At 44.1% G+C, this 18,772-nt stretch carries 23 protein-coding genes; 12 read left to right on the top strand and 11 right to left on the bottom strand.

The window, feature by feature from the left end; translation table 11 throughout:
- Nucleotides 1-70: 70 nt before the first annotated feature.
- Entirely contained in the window at nucleotides 71-844 is a 774-nt protein-coding gene (locus SB847_RS14460; RefSeq protein ID WP_038464372.1) for an RsfA family transcriptional regulator, read from the bottom strand.
- Between the two features lie 202 nt (nucleotides 845-1,046).
- Between SB847_RS14460 and SB847_RS14455 the strand changes: the two genes are divergently transcribed.
- The 3 genes from SB847_RS14455 to SB847_RS14445 all read left to right on the top strand — a co-directional run bounded on the left by SB847_RS14455 (nucleotide 1,047) and on the right by SB847_RS14445 (nucleotide 3,273).
- Nucleotides 1,047-1,271 carry a YuzB family protein gene (locus SB847_RS14455; RefSeq protein WP_003151034.1) on the top strand — a complete coding sequence of 75 codons (225 nt, stop codon included), beginning with the start codon at nucleotides 1,047-1,049 and terminating at the stop codon, nucleotides 1,269-1,271.
- Nucleotides 1,272-1,431: 160 nt separating this feature from the next.
- Nucleotides 1,432-2,733, top strand: a complete 1,302-nt coding sequence (locus tag SB847_RS14450) for an HD domain-containing protein (protein ID WP_032875878.1) — start codon at nucleotides 1,432-1,434, stop codon at nucleotides 2,731-2,733.
- A gap of 39 nt (nucleotides 2,734-2,772) precedes the next feature.
- Nucleotides 2,773-3,273 carry a YwgA family protein gene (locus tag SB847_RS14445; protein WP_007407653.1) on the top strand — a complete coding sequence of 167 codons (501 nt, stop codon included), beginning with the start codon at nucleotides 2,773-2,775 and terminating at the stop codon, nucleotides 3,271-3,273.
- A 64-nt stretch (nucleotides 3,274-3,337) separates the two neighbouring features.
- On the opposite strand, the gene SB847_RS14440 is transcribed toward SB847_RS14445, so the two are convergent.
- Nucleotides 3,338-4,717 (bottom strand): amino acid permease, encoded by a 1,380-nt coding sequence (locus SB847_RS14440; RefSeq protein WP_032864567.1) that lies wholly within the window; start codon nucleotides 4,715-4,717, stop codon nucleotides 3,338-3,340.
- A gap of 385 nt (nucleotides 4,718-5,102) precedes the next feature.
- Between SB847_RS14440 and SB847_RS14435 the strand changes: the two genes are divergently transcribed.
- On the top strand, nucleotides 5,103-5,522 hold the full coding sequence (locus SB847_RS14435) for a MarR family winged helix-turn-helix transcriptional regulator (RefSeq protein ID WP_007407650.1): 420 nt from the start codon (nucleotides 5,103-5,105) through the stop codon (nucleotides 5,520-5,522).
- A gap of 37 nt (nucleotides 5,523-5,559) precedes the next feature.
- On the opposite strand, the gene SB847_RS14430 is transcribed toward SB847_RS14435, so the two are convergent.
- Nucleotides 5,560-5,748 (bottom strand): 2-hydroxymuconate tautomerase, encoded by a 189-nt coding sequence (locus tag SB847_RS14430; protein ID WP_003151042.1) that lies wholly within the window; start codon nucleotides 5,746-5,748, stop codon nucleotides 5,560-5,562.
- Nucleotides 5,749-5,853: 105 nt separating this feature from the next.
- Here SB847_RS14430 and SB847_RS14425 point away from each other — a divergent pair, with 105 nt between their 5' ends.
- The 3 genes from SB847_RS14425 (at nucleotide 5,854) to SB847_RS14415 (ending at nucleotide 7,619) form a co-directional block, all read left to right on the top strand.
- Nucleotides 5,854-6,513 (top strand): site-2 protease family protein, encoded by a 660-nt coding sequence (locus tag SB847_RS14425; protein ID WP_003151043.1) that lies wholly within the window; start codon nucleotides 5,854-5,856, stop codon nucleotides 6,511-6,513.
- Nucleotides 6,514-6,525: 12 nt separating this feature from the next.
- A complete protein-coding gene (locus tag SB847_RS14420; protein ID WP_410564012.1) occupies nucleotides 6,526-7,044 on the top strand; it encodes a YwhD family protein in 519 nt (172 codons plus the stop codon).
- A 143-nt stretch (nucleotides 7,045-7,187) separates the two neighbouring features.
- Entirely contained in the window at nucleotides 7,188-7,619 is a 432-nt protein-coding gene (locus SB847_RS14415) for a hypothetical protein (RefSeq protein ID WP_088461814.1), read from the top strand.
- A 24-nt stretch (nucleotides 7,620-7,643) separates the two neighbouring features.
- Here SB847_RS14415 and SB847_RS14410 read toward each other — a convergent pair whose 3' ends face one another.
- Nucleotides 7,644-9,716 (bottom strand): transglycosylase domain-containing protein, encoded by a 2,073-nt coding sequence (locus SB847_RS14410; protein ID WP_410564008.1) that lies wholly within the window; start codon nucleotides 9,714-9,716, stop codon nucleotides 7,644-7,646.
- Between the two features lie 199 nt (nucleotides 9,717-9,915).
- On the opposite strand from SB847_RS14410, the gene speE reads away from it, so the two are divergent.
- From speE to SB847_RS14395, 3 genes are all read left to right on the top strand, one after another.
- On the top strand, nucleotides 9,916-10,746 hold the full coding sequence (gene speE / locus SB847_RS14405) for a spermidine synthase (protein ID WP_003151052.1): 831 nt from the start codon (nucleotides 9,916-9,918) through the stop codon (nucleotides 10,744-10,746).
- A 58-nt stretch (nucleotides 10,747-10,804) separates the two neighbouring features.
- Nucleotides 10,805-11,677, top strand: coding sequence for an agmatinase (gene speB, locus SB847_RS14400; RefSeq protein ID WP_101670746.1), 873 nt, complete (start codon nucleotides 10,805-10,807; stop codon nucleotides 11,675-11,677).
- Nucleotides 11,678-11,844: 167 nt separating this feature from the next.
- Nucleotides 11,845-12,063, top strand: coding sequence for a helix-turn-helix transcriptional regulator (locus SB847_RS14395; RefSeq protein ID WP_003151056.1), 219 nt, complete (start codon nucleotides 11,845-11,847; stop codon nucleotides 12,061-12,063).
- A 590-nt stretch (nucleotides 12,064-12,653) separates the two neighbouring features.
- Here SB847_RS14395 and SB847_RS14390 read toward each other — a convergent pair.
- The 7 genes from SB847_RS14390 to SB847_RS14360 all read right to left on the bottom strand — a co-directional run bounded on the left by SB847_RS14390 (nucleotide 12,654) and on the right by SB847_RS14360 (nucleotide 15,764).
- Nucleotides 12,654-13,166 carry a stage II sporulation protein M gene (locus SB847_RS14390; protein WP_410564003.1) on the bottom strand — a complete coding sequence of 171 codons (513 nt, stop codon included), beginning with the start codon at nucleotides 13,164-13,166 and terminating at the stop codon, nucleotides 12,654-12,656.
- Between the two features lie 43 nt (nucleotides 13,167-13,209).
- Nucleotides 13,210-13,491 carry a hypothetical protein gene (locus tag SB847_RS14385; protein WP_007407643.1) on the bottom strand — a complete coding sequence of 94 codons (282 nt, stop codon included), beginning with the start codon at nucleotides 13,489-13,491 and terminating at the stop codon, nucleotides 13,210-13,212.
- A gap of 186 nt (nucleotides 13,492-13,677) precedes the next feature.
- Entirely contained in the window at nucleotides 13,678-13,863 is a 186-nt protein-coding gene (locus tag SB847_RS14380) for a DUF4177 domain-containing protein (RefSeq protein WP_325084594.1), read from the bottom strand.
- 34 nt (nucleotides 13,864-13,897) lie between these two features.
- Nucleotides 13,898-14,101, bottom strand: a complete 204-nt coding sequence (locus SB847_RS14375; protein WP_007407641.1) for a hypothetical protein — start codon at nucleotides 14,099-14,101, stop codon at nucleotides 13,898-13,900.
- A 13-nt stretch (nucleotides 14,102-14,114) separates the two neighbouring features.
- Nucleotides 14,115-14,318 carry a helix-turn-helix transcriptional regulator gene (locus SB847_RS14370; protein ID WP_003151064.1) on the bottom strand — a complete coding sequence of 68 codons (204 nt, stop codon included), beginning with the start codon at nucleotides 14,316-14,318 and terminating at the stop codon, nucleotides 14,115-14,117.
- 197 nt (nucleotides 14,319-14,515) lie between these two features.
- The gene (locus SB847_RS14365) at nucleotides 14,516-14,635 is read right to left on the bottom strand and encodes a PhrC/PhrF family phosphatase-inhibitory pheromone (RefSeq protein ID WP_021494790.1); all 120 of its coding nucleotides are present in this window, start codon (nucleotides 14,633-14,635) and stop codon (nucleotides 14,516-14,518) included.
- Nucleotides 14,619-15,764, bottom strand: coding sequence for a response regulator aspartate phosphatase (locus SB847_RS14360; RefSeq protein ID WP_410563997.1), 1,146 nt, complete (start codon nucleotides 15,762-15,764; stop codon nucleotides 14,619-14,621). Before SB847_RS14360 ends, SB847_RS14365 begins: the two co-directional genes overlap by 17 nt.
- 230 nt (nucleotides 15,765-15,994) lie before the next feature.
- Between SB847_RS14360 and SB847_RS14355 the strand changes: the two genes are divergently transcribed.
- Nucleotides 15,995-17,350, top strand: a complete 1,356-nt coding sequence (locus SB847_RS14355; protein WP_410563995.1) for a YncE family protein — start codon at nucleotides 15,995-15,997, stop codon at nucleotides 17,348-17,350.
- Between the two features lie 39 nt (nucleotides 17,351-17,389).
- Nucleotides 17,390-18,766 (top strand): YncE family protein, encoded by a 1,377-nt coding sequence (locus tag SB847_RS14350; RefSeq protein ID WP_410563992.1) that lies wholly within the window; start codon nucleotides 17,390-17,392, stop codon nucleotides 18,764-18,766.
- Nucleotides 18,767-18,772: the final 6 nt, after the last annotated feature.

The raw sequence follows: 18,772 nt of genomic DNA, 5'->3' as shown, positions 1-18,772 counted from the left end.
AGATCAGGATGCGCGTCATTGACAAATGGCAAAAACCCCTTTTTCCATGACAAGGAAAGGGGTTTTTCCTTTATTCGGCCATTTTTTCTAAATTGCCGTTCCGGTCCATTTTAAAGGACGGAGAGGCATGTTCATCGTCTTCAAATAAAACTAGTTTTCTGGCTCTGTTCATAATTTTCACCAAGGTTTCGTAGTCTTCCTGAATGGTTTTTTGATCTTTTTCAAGCTTTTCGACGGCCGCTTCCAGCTGCTCGGTTTTAGACTGAAGTTCTTGGTTTTCCCGTTTTAAACGGTCATTTTCCATTTGCAGGGCGGAAGTTTGCTTTCCGCTGCCTTCATAGCTCTGCAGAAATTGAATGACATCTGCCATTGTGAGCTCCGCCTTTTGGCTCGGCTGCTGAGGCGCCAGCAAATGTGATAAACTAGCTAACTCTTCCTTGAAGCTTTCATCGACATAAGGCATATGTTCGCCGGACATGACGGCTTGCCGATCCTCTTTTGGCGCTTCCGTTTGAACCGTCTCTTCGGCTGATGTTTCCTGCATGATATCCGCATCCGGTGCAGGCGGCTGGTATAATAGTTTCTTCTTGGCCGGCTGGCCGTTTCCGAGCGCGCGCATCCGCTGTTTCCGCTGTTTTTTGGCGAGCTGAAGCGCTTTTTCGTATTGATGGCGGACGACGGCATTCCATCTGAAACCGCACGCTGCCGACGTTCTGTTTAATTTATCGCCTACCTCTTCAAAGGCGTTCAGCTGCGTGCTTCCTTCCCGAACGTGACGGAGCACGGTTTCCGCAAGCAGCAGGTCGTTTTCCTCCGACCAGGCGTCCTGTCTTTGTTTTGTCAATGTTCTCAACCCCCAATATCTTTGATGGTATTAGAATGTCCAGATTGGAAAATATTTATACAAATTGGCTGAAAGAATGAGAGATACGCAGAGCCTTGCAGGATAAGATGAATCCTTGTACAATGAGATGTGATGTGATTTTTTTCTTTTTTAAAATTAAGATTTAACATAGAGGAACATTGAATGAAGGGAAGCGTACATCATGGCTAATGAATTCCGAGTGTGTGATGATTGCCAGGCCACCAATATTAAGACTTTGCTGCCGCGTTTGAAAGAAGCTGACCCGGATGCAAAAGTGGAGGTCGGATGTCAGTCATATTGCGGGCCCGGACGCAAAAAATCGTTTGCTTTCGTAAACAACCGCCCGCTGTCGGCGCCGACTGAGGACGAGCTGATTGAGAAAGTGAAAAAGAAGATCAAAAAGTAAATGTGTATTTTTACGACAGCCTCGCCCGATGGGTCAGGCTTTTTTGCTTCAAAAAATCAATGTCGGAAAACTGGAACAAAACGCCGGACAAATTCAAGGATGTTTTCAAATTACAGAGCCGATATAATAGAATCACGGCTAAAAAAAAGAGGGAATGACGATGGCGTATCCAAACGGAAAATTATCAGAAGAAAAAGTGTTTAAAGATCCCGTTCACCGCTATGTTCATGTGCGGGACAAGCTGATCTGGGATTTGATCGGCACCCGTGAATTTCAGCGGCTGCGCCGGATCAAACAGCTCGGTACGACGTATTTGACGTTTCACGGCGCGGAACACAGCCGTTTTAACCATTCTCTCGGCGTCTATGAGATTGTCAGACGAATGGTTGATGATGTTTTTAAAGGGCGTCCTGAATGGGATGACAATGAACGCGAACTCTGTCTCAGCGCTGCGCTTTTGCACGATTTGGGACATGGGCCGTTTTCACATTCCTTTGAAAAGGTTTTTCATCTGGATCATGAAGACTTTACGAGGGAAATCATCCTCGGCGATACTGAGGTGAATCAGGTTCTCAGAAAGGCGGGGCCGGGATTCCCGCAGGATGTTGCCGAAGTCATTGCCAAAACATACAAAAACAAGCAGGTGGTCAGCCTGATTTCGAGTCAGATTGACGCCGACCGGATGGATTACCTTCAGCGGGACGCGTACTATACGGGCGTCAGCTACGGACATTTTGATATGGAACGGATTTTAAGGGTGATGCGTCCGCGTGAGGACCAGATCGTCATTAAGCAAAGCGGCATGCACGCCGTCGAAGACTATATTATGAGCCGCTATCAAATGTACTGGCAGGTGTATTTTCATCCCGTGACGAGAAGCGCTGAAGTCATTTTGACGAAAATTCTCCACCGTGCGAAGCAGCTCCATGAAGAAGGGTATATATTCACTCATGCTCCCGTTCATTTTTATTCCATTTTTGAAGGGAAGCTGACGCTTGCGGATTATCTGAAGCTTGATGAAGCCATCATTTTATATTATTTCCAGGCTTGGGAGGAAGAAGAGGACCCGATTCTGTCCGACTTGTGCCGCCGCTTCATTAACCGCCAGCTGTTTCAATATGCCGAATTTAACCCCAATGAGGAAATGTCTGCTTATTTTGAACTGACCGCTCTGTTTAAAGAGGCGGGAATTGATCCCAATTACTATTTAGTGGTCGATTCTTCATCGGATCTGCCGTATGATTTTTACCGGCCGGGTGAAGAGGAGGAGCGTCTGCCGATTCACCTGTTAACGCAGAACGGCCAGATCAAAGAGCTGTCCAGGCAGTCCGCCATTGTCGAATCCATTTCGGGCAAACGCCGGACGGACCATAAGCTCTACTATCCGATGGACCTCATTTGTGACGATTCAGAAAACCCTGAAGCAAAATTAAAAATCCGGCAGCTGCTGGGACTGACATAGAAGGATTTTGGTAAAGAAGGAAAAGGAGATGTCGGGAATTTGTTGAAAGAACATGCAAAACTGATGAAGGTGTTCTCGGATTCTGGAGAAATCATCGGGCGGAAAAAGCTGCAGAAAATCATTTATATCGCGAAGAAAATGCAGTATCCTTTCTACGAAAAATATGATTTTCATTTTTACGGCCCGTATTCCGAAGAACTGACGCTTCGAATTGAAGAGCTGTGCAATCTTGGGTTTCTGGATGAGGTGAAGGAAAAAAAGGGCGGCTACTTTCAATACCGGTACTCGCTGACGGAGACGGGAGCCGAGTTTTTACATCATGCGGAGCTTACGATGCCGGATATGAAGAAGTACATCGACAGCGTCAACAGCCGCTCATCCCGGTTTCTGGAGCTGGTGTCTACGATTTTGTATTTTGACGGCCTTGAAGCTGAGGAAAAGAAAGAGAAAGTGTTTACGATAAAAAGCAAACAGAAATATACAGATGAAGAATATGATGAGGCGCTTCACTACATAGAAGAGCTGAAACACATTTGTTAAAGGCGATGGCTTTCGTCTTTTTTGATGAAAAAACCAGGCCGCGATAAAGCGGGCCTGGTTTTGTTTATTGTCTCAATTTGCTGTGCTTGTACGAATATAAAAAGTAAACGATGACGCCGATGATCAGCCAGACGGCAAAATAAAGCCACGTTTTCAGCGGCAGATTGACCATTAAAAACAAACAGCAGATAATGGCCAAAATCGGCAGTACTGGTACAAAAGGCACTTTAAATCCCCGCGGCAGATCCTTATGGGTGCGGCGCAGAATCAGCACGGACAGACTGACCATGGCAAATGTCAATAGCGCGCCGATGTTTGAGAGATCTGACAGCTCTTTCAGATCAACAAAACCCGCGATGCAGGCGCTGATCAGTCCGATCAGCCACGTATTAAAGATCGGAGCTCCCGATTTCTTTCCGACAATGGTAAAGACTTTCGGCAGCATCCCGTCTCTTGCCATCGCAAAAGATATACGGGTCGCCGCATAGGTATGGGCGAGAACGACGGCCATCAGTCCGATCACCGCACCGGCAGCGATAACGCCCGCCACCGCGTTTTGTCCTACAGTCTGTAACACATATGACATGGCTTCCGGCACATTAAGCTGTGAATACGGAACCATACCCGTCATGACGAGACAGACGATGACGTATACAAATGTACAGATCACCAGTGAACCGATAATACCGATCGGCAGGTTGCGCTGCGGTTTTTTGACTTCTTCAGCCGAAGCGGAAATCGCGTCAAATCCGAGAAACGCAAAAAAGACGGCAGAAGCCCCTGTAATGACGCCTTTGATTCCAAAAGGCATAAAAGGATGCCAATTGCCCGGCTTTACAAAAAAGCTTCCTGTGATGATAAACAGCAAAACAATTCCGATTTTTACGAGAACCATTATATTATTAAAGGTTTTGCTCTCTTTGGAGCCGCGTGACAGAACGACGGCAATTAATAGAGTAATGATGATGGCAGGAAGGTTGACGATGCCCCCCTGGCTCGGCACGTGCAGCAGACTGTCCGGCAAAGGCATGCCGATTTCGGCTAACAGATTATTAAAATAACTTGACCAGCCGCTTGCCACCGCCGACGCCGTCACCATATAAACGGATAAGAGCGTCCAGCCCATTAAATGGCCGACAATTTCTCCCATGGTGGTATAAGAGTAAATATAGGCGCTTCCGTAAACCGGGAGAACAGAAGCGATTTCGGCGTAACATAATGCTGCAAGGCTGCAGACAACGGCTGCAATGATAAAAGAAAAGATTACGGAAGGCCCGGCATTTTTCGCGGCCGTAATGCCTGTAAGAACCATGACGCCCGTCCCGATGACGGCGCCGATGCCCAGTAAAGTTAAATCAAATCCACCCATCGTTTTGGCAGTCTGCCTGTTTCTGCTTTGTTCAAGCAGCTGGGTGATGTCTTTTTTTTGTAGGATATTCCGCAACACGCATCCCTCCATCCAAAAGCAAAAGCCAAGAGGGGCTCTTTGGCTTTTACCCGTGTCACATCTTCTGTGTAATCGACAATCCTGTGTTCTGTTTCCCCGTCTGTTCCGTTTCTTTTCCAGTCATATTGTCTGCCGCATCCGATCAGATTATCCTTTCCGTCAAACGCAGTCACCCTTAATGATTTTACCTGAATCATGTCTATAAAACCAGCATTGCATAAAAGGGATGGGTGAAAAAGTAGGAGATAATAGTCTGTATAGGGCAGGATAAAAGTTGCGGGCTTTCCGGCCGAAATTTTGACTTTCCCCGCGAGGTATCAGTAAAATGTAATAAAAAACAATCAAATGATGATGGATGCATCTTGAAATGGGGAGTTTCTGCATGGAGCACGATATATTGCAAGCAAATGTACTGGATTACGCGCTCACGAAATATTTAAAGAGCACGAAAAAGCTTGATGAGGCGACAATTCCGAAAAGTATAAACAATATCAGAGGATTTATTCTCAGGATTATTTACCGGCACGGCACGTGCACGATTAAAGATATATTGCAGGAAGTCACATTATCGCCTTCGGCCACGACAACCGCTCTGAATCATTTAGAAAAAGAGGGTTTCGTGGAAAGGTCGAGAAATAACGAAGACCGACGCACGGTATGGATGACGCTTTCCGAATCGGGAAAAATGGCGGCCATGCAAATGATTGAAAACCGGCAGATGCTCATTGACGAGCTGTTTGAAGCATTGACAGAGGAAGAAAAGAACACCTTTTTCAGCCTCGTTGAAAAAGTAATGAAATAAGCCGGCCTGACATAGCAGCGCCGGCCGTTATCAAGGATTACTCCGTATCGCTGATCCGTTTGCCGGCGACGGCGTAATGATCCTTTCTCATTTCTTCAATCATGACAATGATCTTTTCTTCGGCTGCGCCTGTCGTTTCTTTTACGGCTTCTGTCACTTTTTCAACCAGATTCCGTTTTTGTTCATCTGTGCGGCCTTCAAGCATTTTAACGGTTACGAGCGGCATGGTGCTGATCCTCCTTTATCGTTTCCTCTCTTTGGAAGAGAGGTCACTTATAGTATACTGAATGAAGGACAATCTTGCATTTTTTAAAAAAGGGGATTTTTACATTTGGACAGATTTTTATATTATCCGCTGGAGCTTATGCCCTATGTCGTGATTACGCTGATCGTGGCATTTACGATGCATGAACTGGCGCACGCGTATGTTGCGTATCGGTTCGGAGACGATACCGCGGCGAGACAGGGCAGATTAACGCTCAATCCGATTAAACATCTTGATGTTTTCGGAACGATTCTAATTTTGGTAGCGGGTTTCGGCTGGGCCCGTCCGGTGCCGGTGAACCGCCGCGCCTTTAAAAGACCGCGGCTGGCGGGAGTGCTGGTTTCCGTCGCCGGGCCTGTAAGCAACCTGCTTCTTGCCTTTATCGGTTTCTTTTTGCTAGTGTTGATGCATGCTTACGGAATGGAGCTGCTTTCTGCATTCAGCATGGGGCTTGACCGCTTTTTCTCTATTTGGATTCAGCTGAATCTCGCGCTGTGTTTATTCAACCTGCTGCCGCTTCCTCCGCTTGACGGCTACCGGATTATTGAGGATCTCGTGCCGCCGCGGGTGCGCGCCAAAATGACTCAGTTTGAGAGCTACGGGATTATCGTGTTTCTCGTGCTGTTTGTGACACCGGTCGGCTCCTATGTCGTGTGGCCGCTGTTAAGCGAGGGGAGAGACTGGATTCTCAAGGTATTTGCCATTATATTTCAACCGCTTTTGTAGGAGGGTATTTTCATGGAAGAAAAAAAGAAGAAAACAATCGGATTTAATATTATTAAAAGTGATCCGACCGACGGACATGGCGGTTTTGGCGCCGGGGCGCTGAGCCTTGACAATATTTCTCCGGTATTTGTCGATGTGGAAGAGAAGGAAGCCTTCGTTGACATCGGCGCAATGCATGCCCGCAGTGTCGTTGAAAAAGGCATCAAATTCCTGCCGGACAAAGATGAAGTGCCGAACGGAAAACCGTACTGGCTCGTGTGGGTCACCATCGACAGAAAAGAAGAAGGCCCTTATTACGCGGGTGTGACGGCTTGTGAAATGACCGTGGACAGAAGTATCCGCAGAGGCTATAAGTCATTGCCGGAGCATGTGAATTTAATGGATAAATCAATGAAGCGCTGCATTATCGTGGACAAAATGGACGCCAGCTCAAAGCAGGTGCTTGCTGAATTTCTGCAGAAGCATGACCAAGGGCTATGGGAACGTTCATCCGATGAATTGAAAACAGGTCTGCTTCCGGAAGAAAAATAATTTGTGAACTTTTTGTGAACTTTATAAATATTTGCACTATTTTGCAATTGTACTGAGTAAACTGTTGATACAGAATCAGGACATGGAAAGTCCCGAGCCGAACCAAGACTCGGGGTTTTTCATGTTTACCCGGAGGTTTCATCATGTTTACCGTCTTTGAAATCGGGCCTTGGGTCATTGAAGCAGATGCGGCGGAAACGAGAAAACAATACGAAAAATCATGGCCTGATCCTTGCGATTGCGGGCACTGCCGGAACTTTTCCGAGGCGGTGAATCTCCTTCCCGCCGAGAAAACAAGGCTGTTTACGCAGTTTGGGATTCGTCCGGCTGTCTGTCACGACTTGGGGGAGCATGGAAAGGAAAACGGCCTGCATCATTATGCGGGCAGCTATCCGATTGTCGGCAGGCTTAGGGAAGGCTGGCCGAAGTTTCATATCGAGTGGGCGGGAGACATCCGCTTTTCGTTTTCATTGCCGAGTACAACATTTTTTATACCGAAGGGTTTTCCTGACCCTATTATCCATCTCGACTTTTCTCTTTTGCTCCCATGGGTGCTTGAGGAAGACGCGGATTAAAGCCCGGCGCGCAATGCACCGGGCTCAGTCTTTTTTGCCGAGCCACTTATCCCACCATTTTTTGCGCGGAGCTTCTTTGCGGGCGGGGGCGTGTTCCTTTTCTTTTTTAGACGGTTCCGCTCCGTAGCACACATCCGCGGGCTCAGTGCCTGCGATGAAATACGTATAATGCTTTGCGGCGCAGCCGGGTCCCGAAGTGTAGCCGGAAGCGGGATCGATATAGACGCCCGTGACGCCCTTCGGCGGTTTAAGCGCTATTTCCGGTTCTCCTTCGAGCGCCTTCTCCATAAAGTCCGCCCAAATCGTCTTCGCATAGCTTTTTTCTTCTACTGAATCAATCGTGCTGCTTTTGTCATAGCCTGTCCATACACCGGCGGCAAGAGCCGGGTTAAAGCCGATCATCCAGCTGTCTGCGCTCGTCGTGCCTGATTTACCGCCATAGGTTCGGGTCAGCCGGTCAGAAATGGTGCGTCCCGTGACGGAAGTATAGCCGTTTAAATCCTGATCAAACATGCCCGTCATCATGCTCGCCGTCACAAAAGCGGCTTTTTTATCAAGCGTCTGCTGATGTCCGCGCGGCTGTTCATACAAGACGTTGCCGGCGGTATCCGTCACTTTTGTGATAAAGGAAGGGGTGATTTGTTTTCCCCCGTTTGCGAGCATCGCGTAGGCATTAACCATCTCAATCGGGCGCACGGGTTCAGTTCCTAGCGCCAGAGACGGAAGGGGCTTTAAATGTTCGCTGATGCCGAATTCCTTTGCCGCCGACACGAGCTTATTCATGCCGAGAAAGAGATGGGTCTTCACGGCATAAATGTTGTCTGACAACGCAAGCGCCTGAAGCAGCGTAATCGGTTTATTGGCGTAGTAGCCGTTGTAATTGCTTGGAGAATAGGTTTCTCCGTTGTCGTCAATCTGGAACTCAGTGGCTTCGCTTTTCATCAGCGTGACCGGTGTAAAGCCGCTTTGAATCGCTTTGTAGTACAAAAGCGGCTTGATCGTGGAAGCCGGCTGCCGTTTCGCCTGTGTCGCCCGGTCAAACGGGCTTTTTTCGTAGTCACGTCCGCCGAGAAGCGCAAGCACGCGCCCTGTTGCCGGATCAATCGCGGAAAAGCCGACCTGAATGTCAGAGCCGGTACGGATCGTATGTGCCACAGTGTTTTCCGCAATCCGCTGCATGCGCTTATCAAGCGTCGTATAAACACGCAATCCGCTCGTTGCGAGCTGTTCGCGCGTCATGCCGAGCTTTTTCTCGAGTTCTTTCATCGCATCATCGTAAAAATAAGGCGCCGTTTTCGCTGCGGTTCTGTTTTTCAGCGGCTGATAGGCAAGCGGCATTTTCTTAAGCCTTTCCGCCTTTTCGTTTGAGATCATTTTTTGTCCGGCCATCAGTCGGAGAATGGTTTCCTGGCGCTGTTTGGCCTTCTTTTCGCTGACATATGGCGAATAGCCGGACGGGCCTTTCGGTATGCCCGCCAGAAGCACGGCTTCCGCATCGTTCAGATCTTTGGCGTGTTTGCCGAAATACAGGCGCGAGGCGGCTTCAATTCCATATGCGCCGTGGCCGTAATATATCGTATTTACATAACCTTCTAAAATCTCGTTTTTAGAATAGTTCTGTTCAAGGCGGATCGTGTAAAATGCTTCGTTCCATTTTCGTTTCCATGTCTTATCATGCTCAAGGTAGAGATTTCTCGCGTATTGCTGGGTGATGGTGCTTGCGCCCTGAACCTTGGCCATTGCCTTTATGTCAGCCAGCGCGGCGGCGGCCATCCGCCGGTAATCAAAACCGTGGTGATTGTAAAAGTTTTGATCCTCCACCGCAATCGCGGCCTGCACCGCTATCGGATTGATATCTTTTAACCGGACCCAGTAGCGCTTTTCCCCGAAATCGGTCTCACCTAGCTTTGAGCCGTCATTTGCATAAAGAATCGTAGACTGAGGAACCCGGACGGAGGGGGCCCCCTGCCATTTCGCTGCAAGAAGAACGGATGTGAAGCAGACGCCGGCCAGCATTCCGCCGATCAGTGTCAGAAAGATACAGGCGCGGATGATTTTGAACGTGACTCTGAGCTGTTTTCCAGATACTTTATCCACTTTTGGGAACCCCCTTTTTCATGATTCTATTATTATGTGAAAAAAGGGGGTTTTTTAAACATATCAAACCGGACACTTCTTTACTTTTTCCCCTCCATCCTCTATACTTTTTCCTTAGGTGAAAATGAGATTTTAACCGGAATAAAAGCGATACAGACGCTTACAATAAATGAAATAAGCCTTGAAAGGGAGATGACAATTGAGCGAGCTTTGGTATACGGAGAAGCAGACGAAGAATTTCGGCATTACATTAAAGGTGAAACAAACATTACATACGGAACAGACGGAATTTCAGCATCTGGAAATGGTGGAGACAGAAGAATTCGGCAACATGCTGTTCTTAGACGGAATGGTCATGACTTCTGAAAAAGACGAATTCGTCTATCATGAAATGGTTGCGCACGTCCCGTTATTTACGCACCCGAATCCGGAAAACGTCCTCGTTGTCGGCGGCGGAGACGGCGGTGTCATCAGAGAGATTCTGAAGCACCCAAGCGTAAAAAAAGCGACGCTTGTCGACATTGACGGCAAGGTTATTGAATACTCTAAAAAATTCCTTCCGTCCATTGCGGGCAAGCTTGATGATCCGCGCGTCGACGTGAGAGTCGATGACGGTTTCATGCACATCGCGAAATCAGAGAATGAGTATGACGTCATCATGGTTGATTCAACAGAACCGGTCGGACCTGCAGTCAATCTGTTCTCAAAAGGCTTCTATGCCGGAATTTCCAAGGCGTTAAAAGAAGACGGCATCTTCGTCGCGCAGACGGACAACCCGTGGTTTACACCGGAACTGATTACAAACGTACAGCGTGACGTGAAAGAAATCTTCCCGATCACCCGTCTGTATACGGCTAATATCCCGACGTACCCGAGCGGCCTGTGGACATTTACGATCGGTTCTAAAAAGTACGATCCGCTTGAAGTGGAGGACAGCCGTTTCTTTGACATCGACACGAAATATTATACGAAAGAGCTTCACAAAGCGGCATTTGTTCTTCCGAAATTTGTGAGCGATTTAATCAAATAAAAACGTACGGCGCAGGAGCGAATCTTGCGCTTTTTTACAGGAAAGCGAGGGTTTTATCATGAGGTTTGATGAAGCATATTCAGGAAAAGTATTTATCGCAAGCCGCCCCGACTGGAAAGAGGCGGACGCCATCCTTTACGGCATGCCGATGGATTGGACGGTCAGCTACCGTCCGGGTTCGCGGTTTGGCCCGGGGAGAATCCGCGAGGTGTCTATCGGTCTTGAAGAATACAGCCCGTATCTCGACCGTGACTTGGCTGATTTGAATTTCTTTGACGCCGGCGACATTCCGCTTCCGTTCGGCAATCCGCAAAGAAGCCTTGATATGATTGAAGAATACGTGGACGGCATTTTAGAAAAAGGAAAGTTCCCGCTCGGCATGGGAGGGGAGCACCTTGTATCATGGCCTGTCATAAAAGCCATGTATAAGAAGTTTCCGGACCTTGCCATCATTCATTTTGACGCGCACACCGACCTGCGCACGGATTATGAAGGCGAACCGCTTTCCCACTCTACTCCGATCCGCAAAGCGGCCGAGCTCATCGGGCCGCAAAACGTATTTTCATTCGGCATCCGTTCCGGAATGAAGGAAGAATTTGAATGGGCGAAAGAAAACGGCATGCACATTTCTAAGTTTGAAGTGCTTGAGCCTCTGAAAAAAGTGCTGCCGCAGCTTGCGGGACGCCCTGTTTATGTCACCATCGATATCGACGTGCTTGACCCCGCTCATGCGCCGGGCACGGGCACGGTTGACGCAGGAGGCATCACGTCTAAAGAATTGCTCGCGTCCATCCATGAAATCGCGCGCTCAGAAGTCAACGTAAAAGGCGCTGACCTCGTAGAAGTCGCGCCGGTCTATGACCACTCAGAACAAACTGCAAACACGGCAAGCAAGATGATTCGTGAAATGCTGCTTGGGTTTGTGAAATAAAAGAATTTCCCCGCTTGAAACATGGCGGGGGATTTTTATATTGTATATAAACTACTTAGAAGTTAGTAAAAGCAACATATTATTTTACCATTAATAATTGATGTTATTGATAAAAATTATATAATAGGGTATTATTTAGTAAATACATCTTTAGAAAGGAAGTTAGAATGAAAACAGCAGTAGAAAATGAATTGGAATTAAAAAAGATTGAAATTTCTGTAATTAAACTGATAATTGCTGAAAAACCTAATAAAGAGATCGCTAAGTCATTAAACTACTCGCAGCGTAATGTCGAATATATCATAGCCGGTCTCTGTAAAAAGTGGAATGTGAGTACTAGAGTGGGTATTGTTTCGGAAGCATATAAAAGGAATTGTATACAGTGAACGAAATGAAAGAAAAACCCCTATTGAGGGGGTTTATTTATATATGCTAAAAAAACATTCTATACAGGAATGCCGTAAAAATAAAAACTGAGATTGTCAGGTAGTTCAAATTTGTTCTCCATTTCAGAAGAATAAACAAAAGAAATAAGTATGCAATATTGAACAAATCAAAGATAGAAAAAATCAAATGATTACTTGTGAAAAATAAACTAGTGTTTGGATGTTCTGCGAAAATGTTTTTGAATGATATAAGAAAAAACTTAATTGCGACCGGGATGTTAGAAAACATAAATAGGGAATAAAAGGTTTTAATCTTAATTTGAGCGCCAAGAAAATTTATAATGAGAAATAATACAAATCCTTCAAAAATCACCCCGAACATTAAAAGTAACAGTGCGGCTATCGCAATGATATAATCTAAATGTTTTACTTGCTCAACAACTTGTATAGGGATGTTTTTGGGAATTAAACTTTTCATAAAAGGTAATAGGGAACTTAAATAAAAAGCTAACCCGATAATATAAAATAAAAATGAGGACAAAAAATTAATGTTTCGGTCCTTAAATGAAGATAATTCAATTTGCATAATCCTAAGAGACTCCTTTTATAAAGATAGGTGTAATAAATGTTTCTAACATAGCTGCTATAATTAAACCGAGAAATATAATACCAATAAATTTAAAAGTGAATTTTAAATTTATTTTGAGGAGTAATAAATCCAAAGTTAATTTCATTCCTACAGAAGCTGCAAGAAGCAATACCGGGACTTCAATTATTCCATGGGGTATAACAAGCAGTAAAAGGTTTAAATTGTCTTTGATGTTTCCTATGGCATTTCCTAAAATTAATCCATTAATAATTAAAACTGCAATCGTGCCAAGTGACAGCGTCAACGGTCCTAAAAAAACAAGCAGACTCGCTACTTTAATATTATTAAAGAAAATCTGAAAAAAATCCGGACGGATATTTCGATTTAGATTATTTACATTTGAAGCGGGAGCTGTATAAAAATATGCTGTAAATAAAGCAATTAAAAATAAGATCAGACAGATTATGTACAATTTGACTAAAACGTTCTTTTTAAACAAAGTATTTTCATCCATTCGTTTAAGGGACTGCCAGGGATATTGAATTTAATGTTTTATGTTAAGCTGCTGCTGTACTTGCTGCAGCCAATTGTTCTAAAACGGCTAATGGCAAGCCTGCACCAAGAGATCCTAAAACAGTAATGATAGCCAGGACTGAACCCGTTGCGGTGATAGCACTGACAATCCAACTAGGAGCTATTATTCCAGCTCTGTTTAAAATATCGATGACATCCATGCTTAAATGATTATGTTTTATACTGAAAAGAGCGAGAACAATGATTCCTGATGCTACTAATGTAAAAATCGCTTTACTATTTTGTGTTTTTAAAAGTAGACTCATTTTTTCCTCCAATTTTTTCAATATCCCCAGCAAGTTAAATAATAAAATATATTGGAAGCTATTTGAATTGCGGATTTCCGAAAAAAATATTTAAGAGGTGAAATCCGTTAAGGTATCTGCTGACTTATTTCAGTACAAAGAAAGCCGGACCATATGTATGATCCGGCTTTCTTTGTACTGAAACATTTATACTTTTTTTTCAAGAATAATATCAAAATAATCGGCTGCCCCATAACCTGAAATAGGAGGAGCAAATATTTGAACCAGCTTCCATCCTTGCTGCGAATACCTTTCAATAATTTCTTTATAGTCTTCTTTAGGCTTTCCTTTCCATCGGTTTACTTCTACTTTTATGAACTTATATTCGTACATTGCTGTATAATCCTCCGGAAGTGTATTGGAATTGTTACCTTGTTTTTCGATTATGATAAACTTGAATCCATAAATAGAGCGCGCAGCCTATTAAAAGTATTGGAAATTGCCATCCTGTATTTCCGTTTTTAAAATAATCTATTAATGACCATATCAGTAAAGCGACAGTATAAAAACTAAATGCTATTCTGGCGGCTATACCCGATTGGTGTTTTTGCATCTCATCCATTTTCTTCATAAGAACCGCTCCCTTAATTTTTTTTGGCGTTATAGTTGAATACTTTATCTATTCCCGTATTTAATGCGTGAGCTATCGAAAATGCCAGACTTAAAGTTGGGTCATATTTATTATTTTCAATTGCATTGATGGTTTGTCTGGTCACATTGCAGAGCTTAGCCAGATCATTTTGTGAAATATCAGCTGCTGTTCTAAGTTTTTTTATATTGTTATCCACTAAAACCCTCCTTAAATATTTTTGTTTTTATTTTAAATTTTCAAATTTATATATATTTATTTTAAATAATATATGTATATGTGTCAAATACTTTTTACACATTTGAATTTTAAGGTATACTTTTTGTTTTTGCAAATTAGTTGTTTATATATAAAACGGCTTGCAGGTTAACCTGCAAGCCTAAAAGTAATCATCATTTAAATCATTCCGCGCTGAGCAACTTCAAATTGATGTTCCGGTGCACTTGCAATGTCGGCTGAAACAAAAATAGTGCCTATCGCTAAGCAAGTAAGTGCTAATTTATACTTCAATTTCATACAACTTCACACCTCCTTGAATCTGCTGTCTTGTTTCTTCCACCTTTAAAAAATATGCGGAAGCCTTCTCGAAATTTTCTCTTTCATGATAATATTTTGCCACATCTAAGGCAAAATCTTCAAGATCAGCATACATCGATTTATCTCTGAGAAAGTCAAAACATTCCATGATTGCTTCTTCATCAGGTTCACCGACATATAAAGATTCTAAAAATTCATACTCAGCGATATATAGGGAATCTTCTGCCTTCTCTGCATAAGATACCCCTTTGTCATGATATTGTCTGGCTATGGCCATATTTCCGATTTTATAATGTATTTGTGTGATTAAGAAATAGGCTTGCGGGAGAGAAGTGATGATGTTCCCATCTTCAAAAACAGCTATTGCCCGTTTTATGTAATCAATGGCTGGTTTGTAATTTTCTTGGCTGTTAAAACAAAGTCCGATATTATATAGAGTCCGGCCCATTAATTGTGGCTGCTGTTCTGCCTCTGCCATGGCATAAGCCTTTTTAAAATGCTGAATTGCTTCATCATATTGCTTTAAGTCAAGAAAGTTGGTAGCGAACAATGAATGGCACTGAAGCACCCTTATATTATATGCTTCCTGCTTATGATAAATTTTATAAGCCTGCCGGGCATAATCCATAGAAAAATAAGTCTGTTTCATATAATAGTAGGACTCTGACATCTTAAAATAAAATTCAGCTTTCTCGATACAATCTTTGACAAAATCAAGCTTATATTCAGCTTTCTTAAAAAACTGAATCGCTGAAAGATATTCACGGCATTCCAGCTCATACATCCCCCGGAAAAAATTAAAATAATAATCAAGACGTCCGGTCAGCCGGGCCTGCTTTTTATCAATATCCGCGAGCAGATCCGATAGTCTCGGCTGTTCTTCTATCCGCTGCGATTCCAGCGGTTCGAGGTATTCGAGCATCAGATTGTGGCGGAATTCCATGAGAGAATAGTATAGATGAAGATCCTGATCATCTTCCAGACCTGCAAGTTCTTCTTTGATTTCTCTCCGCAAGTACTCGGCGTCCGGGATGCTGAACCTTCGAATGTACATATACCATTCGTTGATTTTTTCTCCAACCGCTGAAGATGATAAAACACTCGCCACTATTCCCAATCCCTCCCTTCCACGTTATGTATATGACATATTTTATCATTTTCATTCGGAAGGATAGCGCAAAAATACCGCAATGTTTTCTTTCGTTAAAACCGCATGTCTGCGGATATCATTTCAAAAATCCACTATTATCCCCACAATTTGTACAAGCAAACAAATCCACCTTCCCATATTCTGTTGTATCTGCGTGAGCAGTGTATGTCTGAAAAGGAAGTGAAGATATGAGAAATAACAAGCTTTCCTTTAAAGAAAAAGCAGGAGCCGCACAAGAAGAATGTTTATGTTTTTGCGAGGAAGAAGCAAGCCGTGAAGCGATGTTTCAAGCGCCGATTGAATTGCCTGAGGGGTTTGTCGTTGATCCGGCTGAAGCTGTTGCAAACGTGACGTGGAATGCAGGCAACCTTTCTTGTGTCATTGAACGCTGTTTCATTGAGACGGGGCCAGAGCCTGATGAAATCGGTGTTCAATTCGCAGTGCGCCTGCAGGGAACTGTTACGCTTCTCGTCAGTGTCTCACCAGTGCGAAATCAATATGGACAAGGGAACGGGTCTGTTTCTGTCATCCGCAATGCAGAGATTGACCAAGTCGTCTATTATTCCGATGAGCCTGATGATTGCCCGGATGTCAGTGACATTACGATCGAGAACCTTATTGTCGTTCCGCCATTCTATGGCAGTCCTTTATCGGTGACGGGCACGATTGTGCTTGTGCCCGAACCGGAACCCGTTTATGTGTTTACAGCGAATCCAAACGATCAATCGGTTTCTGTGATAGATACAAACACTCACACCGTTGTGACAAAAATTGCTCTTCCGTACCGGCCGACAGGTATTGAAATAACTCCGGATAAAAGCGCTGTGTTTGTTTTGCACTTCAACAATAATGTGATTTCTGTCATCGATTATGACACTTTAACAGTGACAGCATCCATACTGCTGGATCAGCCGCCTGGATCGATAAAATGTATCCCAAATCATGAGTTTGCTTATGTTCTCGGCGATACTGCGATTTATGTGATTGGAATTGATACGTTAACTGTGGATAGGTCGATTCCTGTGGAAGGATTTGATTTTGCAATTGATCCCAATGGGTTATTCGCCTATATTCTTGATTTTGGTTTAGTGCAAAAAGTGGACCTATTCACCGGTGAAGTCACAGGAACGATTGAACGAGAGCTTATCGTATCATCCATAGAAACAAATTGGCCGGAGCGGTATGCGTATGTCTTAGAACAAGAATTCTTATTCAATTATTTGACGGTTATTGACTTAAATACGTTTACGATCAGCATTACCCAAGAGCTGGAGCCTGATGGCCAATATGTAATGTTTACGAGTGGATCAGAGGTGTATTTACATGACAGCTTCAGTGGCAATTTATATGCTGTCAGTCCGAATGGTGCAGGCGTTATAGGAAATGTTCCGCAATCGGCAAGAGACTTTGCGTTTACTCCGAATGGCGAATTTCTGTATGCTGCTCATTTTTTAGAGCAGAACATCACTGTTTACAACACTGATGATTATTCTGTGGAAACTGTGATATCTCTTGGGGTTTCACCGGGAGATATTGTGATTTAACCAACTGCATGCTGTACATTTCTAAAAGGACGTGAATTGATGAAAAAGAATGATCTGTCTGCTTTACAGGAAAATTGTTTCTGTTTTTGTGATGAGGAAATTAGCAGAGAAGCGCCGTTTCAAGTGCCGATTGACATTCCCGAGGGGTTCACCATTGATTCTGCCGAAGCAGCTGCGACGGTTACATGGAGTACTGCTCATTTATTATGTATCAGTGAGCCTTGCTTAATCCAGACTGGGCCGGAACAAGAAGATATCGGTGTTCGATATGCCGTGAGAGTAAAAGGGACCGTTACGCTTCTTGTCAGTGTGTCGCCTGTACGAAATCAATATGGACAAGGGGACGGGTCTGTTTCTGTGATTCATACTGAAGAGATTGATCAAGTTGTTTATTATGCAGCGCAGTCTGGCCGCTGTCCTGATTTCAGTCAGATAACAGTGGAAGATCTTCTCATTGTACCGCCTTTCTACGGCAGTCCGCTTACGGTGACCGGGACACTTGTTTTACCGCCATCGCCAGACCCTCAATCGTATGTGTTTACAGCCAATTCAGGAGACAGCACGGTTTCGGTTATTGATTCAGATTTAAACACTGTTGTAAAAACAATCCCTTTTTCTGACGTGCCAACTAATCTAGGCGTTACTTTCGATAAAGCTTTCACGTATGTCCTCCATGGGAATACCAACCTTGTCTCAGTGCTAGATAATAAAACTTTAACCATCATAAATACCATCACTGTTGGAGGAGGGCCGAGAAAGGTTGAATTTGATTCAACAGATGAGTTCGCGTACGTGATGGCCGCCGGATCTATATATATGATCAACATGGCCTCTCAATCGTTCATTGATGTCATTCCGATACCCGGCGCTTTAGACTTTGCTCTTGATCCGAATGGACAGTATGTCTATACCGCTAATGGAAGCAGTTGGTCGGTTGATAAATATGATGTAAATACTGGGCAGTTGGTAGAAAGTATCATAGATACATTTGAATTTCCCAGTTTAATTGCCACTCCTTTCGCTGGAAATTTTGCGTATGTGTTGAATGGTGAGCTGCTGCCGAAAGGTGTAACGGAGATCAGTTTATCACCATTAAGCAGGGGAGGCGACTTCAACCGTTTATTTGAAACTCTGAGGACGATTGTATTTTCTCGCGATAGCACTAGGGCTTATTTTCTAGAGCCATATAGTGAACCGTTTCTCATTAATAACTTATATGTAGTTAATACGGCTGGACAGAGGATCATTGCAAACGTGTCTCTGCCCGGCGCCTTTGACCTCGCCGTAACACCTGATAATCAGTACATTTATGCAGCACAGCCCGACGACAATACCGTAACCGTGTACCGCACGAGTGATTATACAGCCATGACGGTGATTCCGGTTGGGACTGGTCCGTCAGCGATTGCGATGTAGCTTATT

This window comes from Bacillus sp. SIMBA_026 (assembly GCF_046535335.1).
GTDB classification, from domain to species: Bacteria; Bacillota; Bacilli; order Bacillales; family Bacillaceae; genus Bacillus; species Bacillus velezensis.
Note: the sequence above shows the minus strand (reverse complement) of the source record. Positions and strands in the feature narration are given on the sequence as shown.